This is a genomic window from Xanthomonas sp. DAR 34887 (assembly GCF_041245805.1).
Lineage (GTDB): Bacteria > Pseudomonadota > Gammaproteobacteria > Xanthomonadales > Xanthomonadaceae > Xanthomonas_A > Xanthomonas_A tesorieronis.
Window position 1 is genome coordinate 1,390,162 of sequence record NZ_CP162490.1, and the last position, 15,305, is coordinate 1,405,466.

The following is a 15,305-nucleotide window of genomic DNA, read 5'->3' on the forward strand; positions in this document are numbered from 1 at the left end:
CTGCGCGATCGGCGCAAGATCGGGAACGCGCGGCGCCAGACGGCGCGGCACACTGGGCCGGGCTTATGGAGACCGGCCATGCAGCGGACGCGGATGTCTTCCCGGCAGCGCGGCATCGAAGGCGCGCTCGCCTATCTGCAGCAGCGCGTGCAGGCGCGTGCGGCCTTGCCCGATCTGGCCGAGCTGGCGCTGGCCGCGCGAACGCAGGCCGGCGCCGTGCCGGTGCGGCGCAACGCCCGCTAGCCCGCGTCGTCCACGAACAGCATCTGCGGCGGCGGATGCATCAGGAACTGCTGGTGCGAGATGTTCCAGGCATAGGCGCCGGCGAGCGGAAACGCCAGGCAGTCGCCCGGCGCCAGGGCCGCGACCGGTTGTGCGCGCGCCAGCACGTCCTTGGGCGTGCACAGCTGGCCGACCAAGGTCACCTTCGTGTCGCGCAGCAGCGGCGGCTGCATGCCGCGCAGCACCAGGAACGGATGATCGTGGGCTTGCGCGGCCGGGGTGCGGAAGTGATGGGTGCCGCCGCGGCCGATGGCGAAATAATCGCCATGGCTGCGTTTGATATCGAGCACCTCCATCAGGTACCAGCCGCAGCTCGCGCTAACGTAGCGGCCCGGCTCCAGGCGTAGGCGCAGGCCGTCGCCATGCGTGCGCAGCAGCGCCGGCAGGCCGGCGCAGAACCCGGACCAGTCGAACGAGGCCGCCGCATCGGCGTAGTTCACGCCGAAGCCGCCGCCGGCGTTCACCGTCAGCGGACCCAGCGCGTAGGCCTGGCGCCAGCCCTGTACGGTCTGCAGATAGCCGGCGACCAGGCGCAGCTGCGCCTGCGCGTCGCACTGGTGCGACAGCAGATGGAAGTGGAAGCCGGCCAGCTGCAGCGCCGGCGCGTCGCGCAGCAGGTGCATGGCCGCGTCCAGGTCGAGCGCGTCCAGCCCGAACGGCGAGGGCCGCCCGCCCATCACCAGGCGCGTGTCCTGCATGCCGGGCACGGCGATGTTCATGCGCAGGAACACCGCCACGCGGCGCCCGGCGTGCGCGGCGATGCGCGCCAGCCGCTGCAGTTCGCCCAGGCTTTCCACGTGCAGCGTGCACGCGGGAAGCGAGGTGGCCAGGTGCAGTTCGGCGTCGAGCTTGCCGGGGCCGCCGAACAGCAATGGCCGCCCCGGCTGGTGGTCGCTCAGCCATTGCAGCTCGCCTCCGGATGCGGCCTCGAAGCCGTCCACCCACGGCGCCAACGTGCGCAACAGCGGCGGCTCGGCATTGGCCTTGGCCGCGTAATACAGCTCGCACTCGGCGGGCAGCTGCGCGCGCATGGCCTGGGCGTGTCGGCGCAGCGCCGCCAGGTCGTAGACGTAGGCGCATACCGGTCCATCGCTGCGTTCGCGCAACTGTGCCAGCGCCGCCGCCAGCGGTGCGGAATCGATGCGCAGGCTCATGCCGCGGCCTGCCGTTGCGCCGGCCGCGCGATCGGGTTGGGCAGCAGGGTGTAGTCGGCGTGGCGGTCGGCGCGTTGCAGCAGGCGCAGGCGCAGGTTGTTCTTGGCCGGCAGCGGCGCGCCGTCGAGCAGCGCCTGCAGCGCCGGTTGCGCGCCGTGGCGCTGCTGCCAGGCCTGGGCGATGTCGCCGACGATCCGCCACAGCTGCCGTTCGCGGTGGTCGTGGCCGTCGGCCAGGTGGAAGATCGCCTCGGCCAGGTTGTTGACCAGCGCGCAGTAGGCGATCCGGTTCCAGCCCTGTTCGTCGCTGTAGTAGAGCGACTGCCGGGCGGTCTCGGACATGCCGTCCAGGCGCGCGGCCGGCCAGCGCGCCGGCAGCAGCTTGGTGCCTTCCAGGTCGCGGATCCAGACCCGTGCCGGCAGGCCGTCGGCAAAGCCGATCACGGTGTTCTGCAGATGCGGCTCGAGCACGATGCCGTAGTCGAACCACGCGCTCCAGACGCCGTCCAGCAGCAGCCGCGCATAGGCGTGGAACCAGGCCGCGGTTGCCGCATCCAGGCTGCCGTGGCGCCGTGCCAGCGCCTGCAGCGGCGCCGCGCAGGCGGCATTGCCGCGCGCGTCGCGGGTGAACAGCGCGCCGGCGACCTGCGGCTGGAACCGCAGCCGTTGCGGTGCCGGGATCGCCTGCCGGTAGAGGATGCCGAAGCTTTCGCCAAGCGCGCGGCAGGCCTGCGCATCGCCGTCCAGGGCCGAGAAATCCAGATCGGTGGCGGCCGGTTCCAGCAACACCTGGAAGCCCGGCACGCGCTGCGCCAGTGCGCGCCAGGCCGGCGCCAGCAGGCGGGTCAGCGCGACCGCGCTTTCCAGTTCGTACCAGGCGTTCTTGCGCACGCAGTTGGTCAGGCGCACGTGCACCGACAGCTTGAGGAAGTAGTCCAGCTCGGCGTGATAGAGCGTGCGCACCGAGGAGGTCGGGCGCAGCGCCAGGCCGCGTTCGCCCAGCGGTTCGATCCAGCCGCGCGCCTGCGCCTGGCGCAGCAGCGGATGTGCCAGCACGCGCTCGGCTTCCCAGGGATGGCACGGATACAGATCCGCTGAACCGCCGGCCTGCGCCAGCGTGGCGCGCACGTCCTGGCCCTGCGCGCGGTACAGGCGCGGGTCGATGCGGAACCAGAACAACGGGAAGCGGCTGCGCGCTTCCGGCGCGCAGGCCAGCACCTGCGCCAGCGGCACGCCTTCGCGGCTCTTCGGCGTCGGATGCAGTGCGTGTCCCCACAGCATCGACTGTTCGGCATCGATCATCGCCTCGCCGCTGGGCGCGGCGGCGTCGGCGCAGCGCAGCAGCTGTGCGGTCACCGCGACGCTGTTGTCGCTCTGTGCCAGCAGTTCGGCATTGAACGCCTCGCCGTTGGCCAGTTCCTGCAGCAACAGGCGCACCAGCGCCGTCGTATCCAGGCAGTGCCACGGCTGGCCGTTGGCCTTGAGATATGGCGCCGAGCCGAAGCTGCAGCGGCCCAGCGTGTCGGCCTGCGTCACGCGGATGCACAACGCGGCGCCGGAAGGCAGCTGCAGGCGCAGCCAGCGCTCGCCGGCGCTGGCGATGCCGGGGCGGTCCAGGCCGCGGTAATCGAACTCGGCCTGGCCGCGGCCAATCGCCACTTCGCGCAGGTAGCAGTTGAGCCAGCAGGTGATCGCCTGCGCTTGCGCCAGGCTGTCGTACCACGGGTCGTGCATCGGTTCATGCTTCGCGAGCTGGGACATGCGCGGTTCTCCGGATGGACGTGAGCGAGAGGGCCGGCGCCAGCGCCAGCAGGGCCGCCGCGGCGGCAGCGAGAAATGGCACGGCCAGGCCGTGGTGTTGCACCAGCGCGCCTGCAAGTGCGCCGCCGGCCACGCCGGCGTATTTGCCGAACGCATCGAAGCGGCCGAACAGCTGCCCGGCGGCGTGCGCGCTGGCGATAGCGGCGAGGCTGCGGTTGAGCCCACGCAGCGCCATCCACATGCCCACGCCGAACAGCAGGCGTGCGCCGATCAGCCACGCCGGCGCGTGCAGCACCGCCTGCAGCAGGCAGGCAAGGGCAAACAGCGCCAGCCCGGCCGGCAGAGGCGAGGCGCCATGCGCGCGGCCGCGCCAACATGGCAGCAGCACCAGGTAGACCAGGTGCGGCAGGCTGTACAGCAGGCCAGCGGCCGCGGCGCTGCCGATGCCCTGCGCCTGCGCGTACGGCAGGAAATACGGGAAGGTCACCACCATCGCGAAGCAGAACAGGAACTGCATGCTCCACAATGCCCAGCGCTGGCGGCGTCGGCCGCTGTCGTCGTGCGCATCGCCAGCCGTTGCCGCCGTGGCATGGCGTGGCCGCGGCGGATCGGCGGGCAGTCGCCAGCTCAGCGCGAAGGCGAGCAGCGGCAGCAACGCCAGATAGCGGTACAGCGATTGCGCCGGACCCAGCGTGCTGGCCAGGCCGAGCAGCACCGGCGCGGTGACCATCGCCAGCCGCGCCGAGAACTGGGTCCAGTCCAGCGCGCGCGCCAGCGGTCCGGTCCGCGCCTGGGTGGTCAGATAGGCATTGGTCGCGGCCAGGGAGCCGCCGCAGGCGCCTTGCACCACCAGCCCGGCCACCAACCAACCCAGATCGGGCGCGAAGCCGGCCATCGCGAAACCCAGCGCCAGGCCGAGTTGCGCACGCAGCAGCGAGCGCTTGCGTCCGTAGCGATCGGCCAGCCGGCCCCAGGCGCTGGCGGTGAGCGCGGTGCACAGCGTCGGCAGCACGTACAGCACGCCGCTCCAGCCGATCGCCGCGCCCGGCGCCAGCTGGTTCAGCACCTGCGGCAGGAACAGCGGCATGCCCAGTGCGGTGAACGCGGCCAGGTAATGCGCGGCCAGCACCGGGCCGAGCACGCGCTTCATCGCGACCCTCCGTGCGCGAACGCCGCCGGTGCCGGCACCGCGACCGCGGGCGCTGCCGCGGCATCGTTCGCCTCGCGCAGCAGATTGGGCGCGCTGTCGCCGTAGAACTTGTTGATGTCGGCGGCGCCGGTAATCTGCTTGCCGAGCAGGCTGCCGGCGCTGAGCAGGTATTTCACCGGCAGCCGCGGCATCGCCAGCAGCGCATGCGCCGGCGCGGTCTCGATGCCTTCGGCGTGCAGCTCGCGCAGCGTGCCGTGCAGGCGCGCGCGCAGTTGCGCGTACAGCGGCGCGCGCAACGCGGGCTGCGTTTCGGCCAGGCCTTCCAGCACCGCCTGCAGGTCCAGTTGCAGGATGATGGTGCAGAACATGCGCGCCAGCGCGGCCTCGTCTTCCACCGCGATGCGCACGTCGCGCGGCGGCCCCAGTCGCGCCAGTTCCGGCCGCTGCGCATACAGCCGCGACAGCTTCACCCGCGCCGCATCGTTGTCCTTCAGCAGCAGGCGCGGTGCGCCGCCGTGGGCATAGATCAGCACGCTGTTCTGCTGGTTGGCTTCCAGCGCGATGCCGTAGCGCAACCACAGCCGCAGGTGCACCTGGCACATCAGCGCGAGGTAGGCGTCCCACCATGCGTGCAGGTCGCCGCCATGGAAGCGCTCGGCCAGGTGCAGGGCCAGCGGGCGGCCGTCCGGCAGCGGCGCGCACAGGCCGGCGACCGGCACCAGCGTCGCGTCCGGCAGGGACGGATAGCGGCGCAGCAGATAGGCCAGGTGCCGCGCCTCGCCGACCTGGCCGGCGTGGGATTCGTCCACGTGCAGGTAGCGTTCGCCCAGGGCCGGATCGTGCGCGGCGATGGCGCACAGCACGCGTTCGAACCAGTGCCCGTCGTACAGCGTGGATGGCTTGATCAGGCGCAGGTTGAGCGCGCCCAGGCTGCGCATCGGCAGCGGCAGCTTGAGGTGGTGGTCCGGGTAGTCCAGCGGAATCACCGTGCGCACCGACAGCGACGGACGCACCCGCAGCCAGGGCCGCGGCGCGGCGATGGCGCCGTCGGGCAGGGCGAAGTCCGCTTCGCCCAGACGCGCGAAGGTCAGCGGGTGCAGCGGCCAGGCGACGTGGCTGGCGTCCAGCGTCGGCGCCAGGCCGAGCATGCTCGGGCGCGGCCAGAACGCCGGCGGCGGCGTGGTCTGCGTCGCGTCGGCGGCCGGCAGCGCCAGCCAGCGCAGCGCGAAGCACGGCGCGAACTCGGGCGCGTAGTGCGGCAGCTGTGCGTCGTTCAGCCCGACCTTGGCGCGCGCGGTCGGATAGAACGGATGGTCGCGATGGCTGGCCAATTGTTCGCAGCGGTAGGCGCGTTCGTGCGCCTCGGCCGCGTCCAGCACCGCGGCCAGCAGCGGGCGCTGTTGCGCGTAGGCCTGCCGCGCCAGCCCGCGCTGACGCACCGCGCAGCCCGCTTCGTCGGCATAGGCGCGGTGCAGGCGCCGGGTGTCCGCGTCCAGGCCCGCGCTCATCCGCGCCAGCCAGGCGGCGGCGCCGTATTCGAAGACGATGCGCTCGCCGTCGCGCAGCAGCCAGCCGTCGCTGCAGGCGCTGAGCTCCTGCAGGTAGCCGCGACGCTGCAGCGGCAGCCACAGCTCGCCGTCGGGCAGGTGCGCGATGCGCCACCACAGCGCGTTCGGCAGCGGCGCCGGCCAGGCCGCCAGCAGCGCCGGCGATGGCGTGGCGGCGGCACCGCGGCTGAGGATGCCGCGCAGGTCTTCGCGCAGGCAGGCGTCGATGATGCGCAGGTCGACGTAGCGGCGGTCGTCCAGGTTCATGGCTGCGCTCCGGCGTTGTCCTCGATCCGCCAGTGCAGCGGCGCCTCGGCGGCGGCCAGCGCGCGTTGCAGGTCGGGCGCGGCGTCGGCGAGCACGTCCAGCGCGCCCAGGTAGTCCTTGTTGGAGTGGCTCAGGCGGATGCTGTCGCCGGGTTGCCGCAGGCGCCGGTAGCGCGCTTCCCAGCGCGTGTCGTGGCAGGCCTGGTCGTCGCTGGCCATGGCCAGGGTGCCTTCGGCGTCGGCGACGTAGTAGCGCACCAGCGCGTGTTCGCGCTGCGCGCGCAGGGTGGGCAACGGCCGCCCCAGGTGCAGGCCGAGCACGCTGTCGAACCAGCGTCCGCCGAACATGCGGTCGAGCAGGAATTCGCGGCCGTCGCCGATGCTGCGGTAGTTGATCTCCACCAGCACCGGCCCGTCGGCGGTGAGGATGAATTCGCTGTGGCAGGCGCCGAAGCCGATGCCGAACGCCTGCAGCTGCGCCACCGCCTGGCGCAGCGCCGGCGTGTCGGCAGCGCCGCGCCAGCTGGCCTCGCATTCGACGAAGTGCGGTGGCGGCGACAGGCGCACGTCGAAGCCGCCCAGCGCCTGCAGGCGCTGCCCATCGCCCAGCGTTTCCACGGTGAACAACGGCCCTTGCAGCACGCTCTCCAGCAACACGCTGCGCTGCGGATGGCGCTGCCAGAAATCGGCGAGATAGGCCTGCAGCGCGGCGGCGTCGGCGCAATGGCGCACGTCCAGGCTGGCCACGCCTTCGCGCGGCTTGGCGATCAGCGGCCACGGCGCCTGCGCCGGTGGTGCGGCGCCTGGCGCCAGGCTGCAGAACCACGGCGCCGGCAGGCCGTGCGCGCGCAGCCGCTGGCGCATCGCGGCCTTGTTCTTGGCCGCATAGCAGATCTGCCAGTCCTTGCCCGGCAGCTCCAGCGCGGCGGCGACCAGCGCGGCGCTGGTCTGCAGGTGATCGCTGTTGCTGAACACCGCGCGCGGCTGCAGTTGCAGGGTGCTGAGCAGGTCGAGCACGCCGAGCGGATTGAATACGTCGCACTCCAGCACCTGCACCGGCGCGGTGGGCGGATGCTGGCGGAAGTGCGCCAGGTGGTCGTGGCGGTGGTCGGTCAGCAGCAGCGCCGGCACGCCCAGGCGCTGCGCGGCGGGAATGAAACCATCGGTCACCGCCGGATGGCAGACGTGGCTCAGAATCAGCAGGGGAGCATCATGCGGGGTCATGATCGGTTCTCGTTCGGAAGGCGGGGACGGACGCGCGCGACGCCGCGCGCGGCCGCGAGCGGGCGGACACGGTGAGCGAGCCGCGGCTGCGGCGGTTCTGTGGATTGCCTGGCGCACGCGTCGGGCGTGCGCTGGGTACGCAGCGCACGCGGCCGCGTTCGCTGCAGACGCCCGCGTCTCCCGCGGGCGGCGGCGCGCCGGAAGGCGCGCGGTACGGCGGGCGCTACCGTCGTCGTTCGACGGCAGCGGCGATCAGAAGCGGTATTCCAGGCCGAGGGTGACGCTGCGTCCCGGCGCCGGCTGCCGGCCCCACGGGCTGGTGTCGATGCCGCGGTACCAGTACTTGCGGTCGAACAGGTTGTTCACCGCCAGCGAGGCGCTGAGCTTGCCGCTGTCGCGCTCGCTGAGCACCTGGCTCAACTGCGCGTTCCAGACCCAGTACGCCGGCAATTCGCCGACCGAGCCGATCGCGTTTTCCTGCACGGTATTGGCGGCGTCGCTGAAGGCGCGGCTGAAGTAATAGCCGGACACGGCGACAGTGGTGTGACCGGGCTGATAGGCCGCGCCAAGGCTGAGCTGGTTGCGCGAGGTGTAGGGCACCAGCTTGCCGTCGTAGGTGCCCGATTCCTGGCGCGCGTCCAGGTAGGCGTAGCCGGCGTTGAGGATCAGCGCGCGCAGTTGCGCCGGACTCCACTGCAGTTCCACTTCGCCGCCTTGATGGCGGGTCTTACCGAGGTTGCGGTAGGTGCGGGTGGTGTTGTCGAGCTGGATCTGCTGGTCGAAATCGATCAGGTAGCCGCCGAACTGCACGCGGGTGCGGTCGTTGGGCTGGTAGCGCGCGCCGGCCTCGTAGTTCCAGGCCAGTTCCGCGTCGAGATTGTCGCCGTAGATGATCTGGGTGACCTGCGGCGCGCGCAGCGAGCGTTGCCCGTCGGCGTACAGGTACCACTGCGGCGTGGCCTGGAAACCGATGGTCAGCCCGGGCAGGACGTCGCTGGTCTTGTTGCGCGTGCTGACGCCGCTGGCGAGGTTGTAATAGCGCGAATCCACCCGTTCGTAGCGCAGCCCGGGGGTGATGGTGATGCGGTCGTCGGCCAACCCGATCGCATCGCTGACGTAGGCGGCGGCGCCGCGGTCCTTGAAGCGCCAGTCGCGCACCAGGGTGTACAGCCCGTCGCTCAGCCGCGTGTTGCCGACCAGAAAATCGATGTCCTCGCTGATCGCGCGCGCGCCGACGGTCCACTGCTGGCTCACCGCGCCGGCGTCCATCTTCCAGCTCAGCCGCGGCTCGCTGCCATAGACCTTGAAATCGCGCGGCGCGCTCTGCCGCAATTGCGGCGGCAGATCCGCACGCCAGGTCTCGCTGGACGCCGAACGCATGCCGACGACGAAGTTGCGGCTGCTGCGCGCGCTGAAGTTGCTCCAGTCCAGGCGCAGGTCCTGGAACGGGCCCAGGTCGCCGAAGTCCTGCTGATAGACCAGCGAGGCGCGTGTGGTGCGGCCGGTGAATTCATCCAGCGGCCGTGTCGACTGGCGCGGATCGCGCAGATAGTCGGCGGTGGACAAGGCGCCGGCCATGTCCATGTCGGCCACGTAGCGCTGCACGCTGGCCTTGAGCAGCTTGTCCGGCGCCAGCCACCATTCGGCGCGCAGGCGCAGGTTCTTGATGTCGGTATCGCTGTGCTCGCGCCAGTACTCGCCCTTGGTCCAATTGGCATCCAGCTGCAGGCCGAACGTCTCGCTGGCGTAGCCGCCGGTGCTGATCGCGGTGTCGCTCAGGTAATGCCCGGCGCCGCCGGCGGTGACTTTCTGGCCGAGGGTGGTGGTCCAGGCCGTGGGAATGTCCGGACTGATCAGGTTGATCACGCCGCCGACGTTGTTGGGGCCGTACTGCACCGCCGCGCCGCCGCGCACGATGTCGATGCGGTCGACCTGGTTCAGGCCGACCGGAAACAGCGACAGGCTGGTCTGCCCGTATGGCGCCAGGGCCAGCGGAATGCCGTCCTCGAGCACCTGCACGCGGCCGCTGCGGCTTTCGTACAGGCCGCGCAGCATGATCTGCGGCAACGCGCCGGTGCCGGTTTCGTCGAACACCTTGATCCCCGGCACGCGCTGCAGCGCGTCGTCCAGCGAGCGGTTGGCGCCGTTGCGCAGCTGCGCGTTGTCGATCACCTGGCGGCTGCCGGCGTAGTGCTGCACGTCCTGCACGGTGGAGCGGCCGAGCAGGCTGCCCTGCACCTGCACGGTGTCCAGCTGGCGGATCCGCGCGGCCGCGTCCTGTGGATCCTGCGCCTCCTGGGCGATGGCCGCGGACGGGGCGAGCAGGGCGAGGCCAACGGCGGCGGCCAGCAACGAGGGGCAAAACGAAACGATCAAGGCGACGACTCCGGAGAACGAAAGATCAGGACGCGCGCAGTTCGGCGGCGTGCTGGCGCAGCGCGGACTGCAGCAACGCGCGGTCTTCGCCGGCGAACAGCCACTGCAGGTTCGCCTGCGCCAGCCAGTGCCGGCGTTGCGCCGCGTCGCGCGGGTTGGGGCAGAAGGGAATGCCGGCGTCGCGGCAGGCCGCGGCGATCGCCAGCAGCTGTGCCCACACCTGCGGATGGGTCGGCTGCGGGCCGACGCCCAGATCCAGCGCCAGGTCGAGCGCGCCTTCCATTACCAGCGACACCCCCGGCACCTGCAGGATCTGCGGCAGCGCGCGCACGCCGGCGGCGCTTTCGATCATCGGCACCACCCGCAGCGTGTGCCGGCTGCGTTCGATGTAGTCGGCCAGCGCGAGACTGCCGAAGCCGGTGACGCGGCCGCCGCAGATGCCGCGCCGGCCATGCGGCGGAAAGTGCGCGGCAGCGACCGCGCGCTCGGCCTGCTCGGCGCTGTCCAGCCCGGCCAGCACCACGCCGCGCGCGCCGGCATCGAGCACCCGGCCGATCAGTTTGGCGTCGACCTCGGGCACGCGCACCCAGGCCTCGCAGCCGCCCAGTTCGCAGGCGCGGATCGCGTGTTCCAGTTCCGCCGGCGAGCGCAGCACGTGCTCCAGGTCGAGCACCGCGAAGTCGTAGCCGAGGTGGCCGAACATCTCGCACAGCAACGGGCTGGGCACCGAATTGAGCAACCCGATCTTGCAAGCCATGGGGGGCGAGCGGGGCTGGGGAAGGGGCTGCAATCCTGGCCTAAACGATAATGATTATCAAGTAGGTTGAGGCCGCCGCCGCTGCATTCGTGTAGACGCTTTTTGTGCGCAGGTGCCGCTTCGCCGACAGCTCATCAGAATGAAATGTCGGCCGACTTCGCCGTCCTTCGAGCGTGGCCCATGCCCCGTTTCCGGATCCCGAGTCCCGGGTCACGGGTCACGGGTCACGCCCGTACGGCACCGCGCTGCGCAACTGCCGGTACGGCGGCGTCGCCATCACCATCTCGGCCAGCGAATAGGCCAACTCGCGCTCGGCCATCACCGTGCCGTCGGCGCCGTGCTCGAGCAGGTGCTTGACCTCGGCATCGCTGTGCGCGCGGGCCAGCAGGGTCAGTCCCGGATTCAGCGCACGCAGCTTGGCCAGGGCCTCGCCGGCCTCCAGCGGCTGCGGGATCGCCAGGATCGCGATCTTGGCCTTCTCCGGATGCGCCTCGGCCAAGACCCGGTCGGCGGCGGCGCTGCCGCGGATGCCGGGAATGCCGTCGGCATGCGCGCGTTCCACGTGCTCGCGGTTGTCGTCGATCACCAGCACCGGCACGCCGCGCTCGCGCAGCACCGCGGCCAGCGTGCTGCCGACCCGGCCGTAGCCGATCACGATGGCGTGGTCTGCCAAGTCCAGCGACGGGCCTGGCGGCAGTTCCGGCTCCACCGTCACCGGCGCCTCCACGGCTTGGCGCGCCTGCCAGCGGTCCAGCCAGGTGAACAGCAGCGGGTTGGCGATGATCGACAGCAGCGCGCCGGCCAGGATCAGGTCGCGCCCGGTTTCGGGCAGGATCGCCAGGCTGACCCCGAGCCCGGCCAGGATGAAGGAGAACTCGCCGATCTGCGCCAGGCTGGTGGAGATGGTCAGGGCGATGCCGGTGGGATGGCCGAACGCGCGCACGATGACGAACGCGGCCAGCGACTTGCCGACGGTGATGGTCAGGAACGTGGCCAGCACCTGCCACGGATGCTCGAGCAGGATGTGCGGGTCGAACAGCATGCCCACCGAGACGAAGAACAGCACCGCGAACGCATCGCGCAGCGGCAGCGAATCGTTGGCGGCCTTGTGGCTGAGTTCCGATTCCTTCAGCAGCATGCCGGCGAAGAACGCGCCGAGCGCGAACGACACCCCGAACAGGGTCGCCGAGCCGAATGCCACGCCCAGCGCGATCGCCAGCACCGACAGCGTGAACAGCTCGCGCGAGCCGGTCGCGGCGACCTTCTCCAACACCCACGGGATCGCGCGGCGGCCGACCACCAGCATCACCACCACGAACGCGGCCATCTTCAGCAGGGTGATGCCCAGCGCGCCGAGGATCGCGCCGGTGCCCGCGCCCTTGCCGCCGAGCGCGTCGGCCAGCGCCGGCAGCAGCACCAGCGCCAGCACCATCACCAGATCCTCGACGATCAGCCAGCCCACCGCGATGCGCCCGCGCAGGGTTTCCAGCAGGCGCCGTTCCTCCATCGCGCGCAGCAGCACCACGGTGCTGGCCACCGACAGCGCCAGGCCGAACACCAGCCCGTGCAGGGTCGGCCAGCCCATGCTCCAGGCCAGGCCCCAGCCGAGCAGGGTGGCGACCGCGATCTGCGCCAGTGCGCCGGGGATCGCGATCCATTTCACTTCCATCAGGTCTTCGAGCGAGAAATGCAGGCCGACGCCGAACATCAGCAGCATCACCCCCAGTTCCGACAACTGGTTGGCCAGCGCCTGGTCGGCGACGAAGCCGGGAGTGAACGGACCGACGCAGATGCCGGCCACCAGATAGCCGACCAGCGGCGAGAGCTTGATGCGGTGGGCGAGGGCGCCGAGCACGAAGGCGAGGGCGAGCCCGACCGCGATGATGTCGATGAGACTGGTGTCGTGATGCATGCAGATCCGCGGAACAAGATTGCTGGGAGTGTGGCCGATGCGGCTTTTATCGGCAAATCAGGGTGTTGGCCTCGCGCGGGGCATGCCGGTCGGGCGCTTCATGGCCCGATTACCGGATCCGCGCGCCGCGCCGTTTGCTTGCACACCCGGGGAGGGGCCGCGTCCGATCGCCTCGCGACGATGTCGCTGCTGGAGGCCGGTAGCCAGTACGATCTGCGCTGCACTCGGGCGATGCAGCGCGCGTCGGGGGCAGGTCGGGTCGGGCGCTTAGGCAGGACATGCGTCGCGTTCCCAGTTCCCTCGGCTCCGCCGCCTTTGCCGAGTGTCGGCGGCTCCGTCCGATTGTAGTCAAGCCGCGCCGCTCCGACAAAACACCGACATCGCCGCCGCCTTGCCGCTGCAAACGCTCGTGTGTCAGGCCGCAAGCCAATGCTGGCGGCACTCTCACGGATGCGTGATACGCGAAACCGGCAAAATTGCGCGCGTCTGGAACCACGCCGAATGAGATGCGGGTCCCAGCATCTCCGAAATCTCCTCAAACCCCCGCCGCGCAAGGCGTTGCCGCCGTATTGCGCTGCGCAAACTGTCTACTGTGCGCGCTTGCGCCGTACTGTATGTTTGCGCCAATCGGGCATCCTGCCAAGGATCAAGGTGGCATGGCTACACTGAAAAAATTCGCTGGCGGCATTCTCCTGAGCGCGGCCTATTGCGCGCTCTATGTGTTCGCCTGGCATTGGTCCATGGACCAATGGTTCTTGCCTGCCGGCGTGCGTGCGGCGGCATTGCTGTTCCTGCCTTACCGACTCTGGCCCTACGTCTTCCTGGGTGACGCTGCCGCATTGCTGACGATGCGTCTGCCGATGGCCGACCACGACGGCGTCAGCGAGTTGTGGGCATATCTGAGCCCATTCGTGGTCGTGCCGGTATTTGCACTGGCGCCGTGGGCGTTCCGCACCCGTTTCGGCGGTTCGTCGGCGGTGCAGCGCTGGCTGCCCTTGCTCGCCGTGGGTCTGGGGCTGTGGGGTTTGCTGGTCAACAAGGCAATCAATGCCATGTTGGATGGGCCCGCCGCCTTCATCACCCTGGAAACCAGCGTCAGGTATTGGATGGGTAGCTATCTGGGTATCCTGATGTTCTTCCTGCCGACGCTGCTTTGGCTGCACCGCAAGACCGACAAATCCCTGTCCAGGAAATTGTTGCGCGACTCGGCAATTGCAGTTCTCGCTGTGGCCGGCATCTTTGCTCTGGCGATGCGCACACCGGGCTTGCTGCACCAGTTCATCCTGCTGATGCTGTTGGTTCCAGGCGCCTGGCTCACGCTGACATATGGCTGGCGCGGCGCGGCGGTCGGCGTGGTACTGGCCAACCTGGCGGTCGCAATGTCGCTACCGCGCTCGAACCATGCGGGCGCTTTCGATCAGCAGACGTTCGATGTGCAGATGCTGGTGGCATTCGCCGCGACCTTGCTGTTCGTGCTTGGCGTGAAAATTTCCAGTGCCTTCCGCCAGGCGCGGCACTTCGGCTATGCCCAGCAGCAGGCGTTGCAGGTGGCGCAGGCCAGCTACATGTCGGCCGAGCGCACGCTGCGCAACCGGGTGATCGAGTACACCGATATCCATACCCATCTCAACAAGCTGCGCCGTGACATCGCCTCCTCGCTGAAGGAGCGTGGCCACTACGCTGCGGCCATGGAGATGAACCGCACCGGGGTGATCCAGGCGCAGCTGATGGACGACTACGTCGCCGCGCTGTACCCGCTGGACATTGAGACCCATGGACTCTATGGCGCACTGAGCTCCATCGCCTTCGCCAATGCCTGCGACACCGAGGTGGAGACGCGGCTGCGCGGCGAATCGCGGCAGTTGTCGATCGGTTTGCAACTGGCGGCGTACCGTTGCGTGCTCAATGCGATGGAAGTGCTGCCCAGCGGCAGCCGCCACCAGATCACCGCGCGGGTGTGGAAAGCGCGTGGCCGGCGTGGCCTGGTGGTGACGATCGCTGCCGATCCGGAGCTGCTGGTCGCCAGGAACGCAGCGGACAAGCGCGTGGACGAGATCGAGTGGGAGCTGGCGAGCCGACTGAAAGCCCATGACGGCACCTGCCGGCGCCGTCATGAGCTGAAGATCAGCTTCCTGGTCTCCGAGCCGTCGGAACGCCGCACCCTCACTTCTTGATGGTGACGGTCCAGGCGTCGCCGCTGTTGGTGCTGGCGCGCTGCACGGTGAAGTAGCGCGCATCGTAGACCACGGTGCCGCGGCTCTGGTCCAGCGTCTCGACGATGCTGACCCGGTCCACATCCTTGCCCATCGGCGTCACCCAGGCGGTGTTCTCGATGCGTCCGATCGCGCCCCGAACCTGTCCGTTCGCATCGTTGATCTGCAGGTAGGTCACCCCGCTGCGCTCGAACTGGTAGATGCTCACGGTCGCGTTGGCCGACAGATCGGTTGCGGCCGGTGCGCTTTCGCCCAGGCCCTGCCTGGCGATCTGGCTGCCGCCTCCGGTGGGGCAGCAGCTTTGCGCTTGAGCGGCGGTGGCAAACGCCGAGCACAGCAAGACGCCCGACGCCAGCGCCGCGATTTTCGCAATATTCCTTTCCATAGCAATTCCTTCCCCTGCTAAGGGTTTATCGCCTGCCGTTCAGGCGGTTCCACCTTACGCGAGTCGCAGAGGCCAGCTGTTGACAAATATGCGGTAGATATACGGCGTAGCGCGATATGCCGTTGATAATCTAAGGATTGCGGGATTGTCTACAGAAGTAACTTCCTGCAGTTCTTGATTTGTGCTAACCGCCAACGTTAATCGGTGGCCGTCGAGCGCCGATTAACTCGCGATCGCCGCCTGCGCGTGGCTTGCCTGTAAAAAAGCCCCGGCGAACCG

At 69.7% G+C, this 15,305-nt stretch carries 11 protein-coding genes; 2 read left to right on the forward strand and 9 right to left on the reverse strand.

Annotation, left to right across the window (positions count from 1 at the left end):
- Nucleotides 1-93 precede the first annotated feature (93 nt).
- Nucleotides 94-243, forward strand: coding sequence for a hypothetical protein (locus AB3X08_RS05925; RefSeq protein ID WP_369936886.1), 150 nt, complete (start codon nt 94-96; stop codon nt 241-243).
- On the opposite strand, the gene AB3X08_RS05930 is transcribed toward AB3X08_RS05925, so the two are convergent.
- From AB3X08_RS05930 to ybaL, 8 genes are all read right to left on the reverse strand, one after another.
- Nucleotides 240-1,436: a type III PLP-dependent enzyme gene (locus tag AB3X08_RS05930; RefSeq protein ID WP_369936888.1), complete on the reverse strand. Its 1,197-nt coding sequence runs from the start codon at nt 1,434-1,436 to the stop codon at nt 240-242. The genes AB3X08_RS05925 and AB3X08_RS05930 overlap by 4 nt on opposite strands.
- Nucleotides 1,433-3,169: an IucA/IucC family siderophore biosynthesis protein gene (locus tag AB3X08_RS05935; RefSeq protein WP_369938447.1), complete on the reverse strand. Its 1,737-nt coding sequence runs from the start codon at nt 3,167-3,169 to the stop codon at nt 1,433-1,435. Before AB3X08_RS05935 ends, AB3X08_RS05930 begins: the two co-directional genes overlap by 4 nt.
- A 4-nt stretch (nt 3,170-3,173) precedes the next feature.
- Nucleotides 3,174-4,346 carry an MFS transporter gene (locus tag AB3X08_RS05940; protein WP_369936889.1) on the reverse strand — a complete coding sequence of 391 codons (1,173 nt, stop codon included), beginning with the start codon at nt 4,344-4,346 and terminating at the stop codon, nt 3,174-3,176.
- Nucleotides 4,343-6,160, reverse strand: coding sequence for an IucA/IucC family protein (locus AB3X08_RS05945; protein WP_369936891.1), 1,818 nt, complete (start codon nt 6,158-6,160; stop codon nt 4,343-4,345). The genes AB3X08_RS05940 and AB3X08_RS05945 overlap by 4 nt, the downstream gene beginning before the upstream one ends.
- Nucleotides 6,157-7,383, reverse strand: a complete 1,227-nt coding sequence (locus AB3X08_RS05950; protein ID WP_369936892.1) for an ATP-grasp domain-containing protein — start codon at nt 7,381-7,383, stop codon at nt 6,157-6,159. The genes AB3X08_RS05945 and AB3X08_RS05950 overlap by 4 nt, the downstream gene beginning before the upstream one ends.
- 252 nt (nt 7,384-7,635) lie before the next feature.
- On the reverse strand, nt 7,636-9,687 hold the full coding sequence (locus AB3X08_RS05955) for a TonB-dependent receptor family protein (RefSeq protein ID WP_369938449.1): 2,052 nt from the start codon (nt 9,685-9,687) through the stop codon (nt 7,636-7,638).
- Between the two features lie 97 nt (nt 9,688-9,784).
- Entirely contained in the window at nt 9,785-10,516 is a 732-nt protein-coding gene (locus AB3X08_RS05960) for an HpcH/HpaI aldolase family protein (RefSeq protein WP_369936893.1), read from the reverse strand.
- A 217-nt stretch (nt 10,517-10,733) separates the two neighbouring features.
- A complete protein-coding gene (gene ybaL / locus AB3X08_RS05965) occupies nt 10,734-12,428 on the reverse strand; it encodes a YbaL family putative K(+) efflux transporter (protein ID WP_369936895.1) in 1,695 nt (564 codons plus the stop codon).
- Nucleotides 12,429-13,084: 656 nt separating this feature from the next.
- Here ybaL and AB3X08_RS05970 point away from each other — a divergent pair.
- Nucleotides 13,085-14,602, forward strand: coding sequence for an MASE1 domain-containing protein (locus AB3X08_RS05970; RefSeq protein WP_369936896.1), 1,518 nt, complete (start codon nt 13,085-13,087; stop codon nt 14,600-14,602).
- Here AB3X08_RS05970 and AB3X08_RS05975 read toward each other — a convergent pair.
- On the reverse strand, nt 14,592-15,026 hold the full coding sequence (locus tag AB3X08_RS05975; protein ID WP_369936898.1) for a hypothetical protein: 435 nt from the start codon (nt 15,024-15,026) through the stop codon (nt 14,592-14,594). The two genes, AB3X08_RS05970 and AB3X08_RS05975, sit on opposite strands and share 11 nt — an antisense overlap.
- Nucleotides 15,027-15,305 lie beyond the last annotated feature (279 nt).

What these genes read in the sequence shown, in the direction of transcription:
- AB3X08_RS05925 (WP_369936886.1), top strand. Translation starts at nt 94, where the DNA reads ATGTCTTCCCGGCAGCGCGGCATCGAAGGCGCGCTCGCCTATCTGCAG.
- AB3X08_RS05930 (WP_369936888.1), bottom strand. Translation starts at nt 1,436, where the DNA reads ATGAGCCTGCGCATCGATTCCGCACCGCTGGCGGCGGCGCTGGCACAG.
- AB3X08_RS05935 (WP_369938447.1), bottom strand. Translation starts at nt 3,169, where the DNA reads ATGCACGACCCGTGGTACGACAGCCTGGCGCAAGCGCAGGCGATCACC.
- AB3X08_RS05940 (WP_369936889.1), bottom strand. Translation starts at nt 4,346, where the DNA reads ATGAAGCGCGTGCTCGGCCCGGTGCTGGCCGCGCATTACCTGGCCGCG.
- AB3X08_RS05945 (WP_369936891.1), bottom strand. Translation starts at nt 6,160, where the DNA reads ATGAACCTGGACGACCGCCGCTACGTCGACCTGCGCATCATCGACGCC.
- AB3X08_RS05950 (WP_369936892.1), bottom strand. Translation starts at nt 7,383, where the DNA reads ATGACCCCGCATGATGCTCCCCTGCTGATTCTGAGCCACGTCTGCCAT.
- AB3X08_RS05960 (WP_369936893.1), bottom strand. Translation starts at nt 10,516, where the DNA reads ATGGCTTGCAAGATCGGGTTGCTCAATTCGGTGCCCAGCCCGTTGCTG.
- ybaL (WP_369936895.1), bottom strand. Translation starts at nt 12,428, where the DNA reads ATGCATCACGACACCAGTCTCATCGACATCATCGCGGTCGGGCTCGCC.
- AB3X08_RS05970 (WP_369936896.1), top strand. Translation starts at nt 13,085, where the DNA reads ATGGCTACACTGAAAAAATTCGCTGGCGGCATTCTCCTGAGCGCGGCC.
- AB3X08_RS05975 (WP_369936898.1), bottom strand. Translation starts at nt 15,026, where the DNA reads ATGGAAAGGAATATTGCGAAAATCGCGGCGCTGGCGTCGGGCGTCTTG.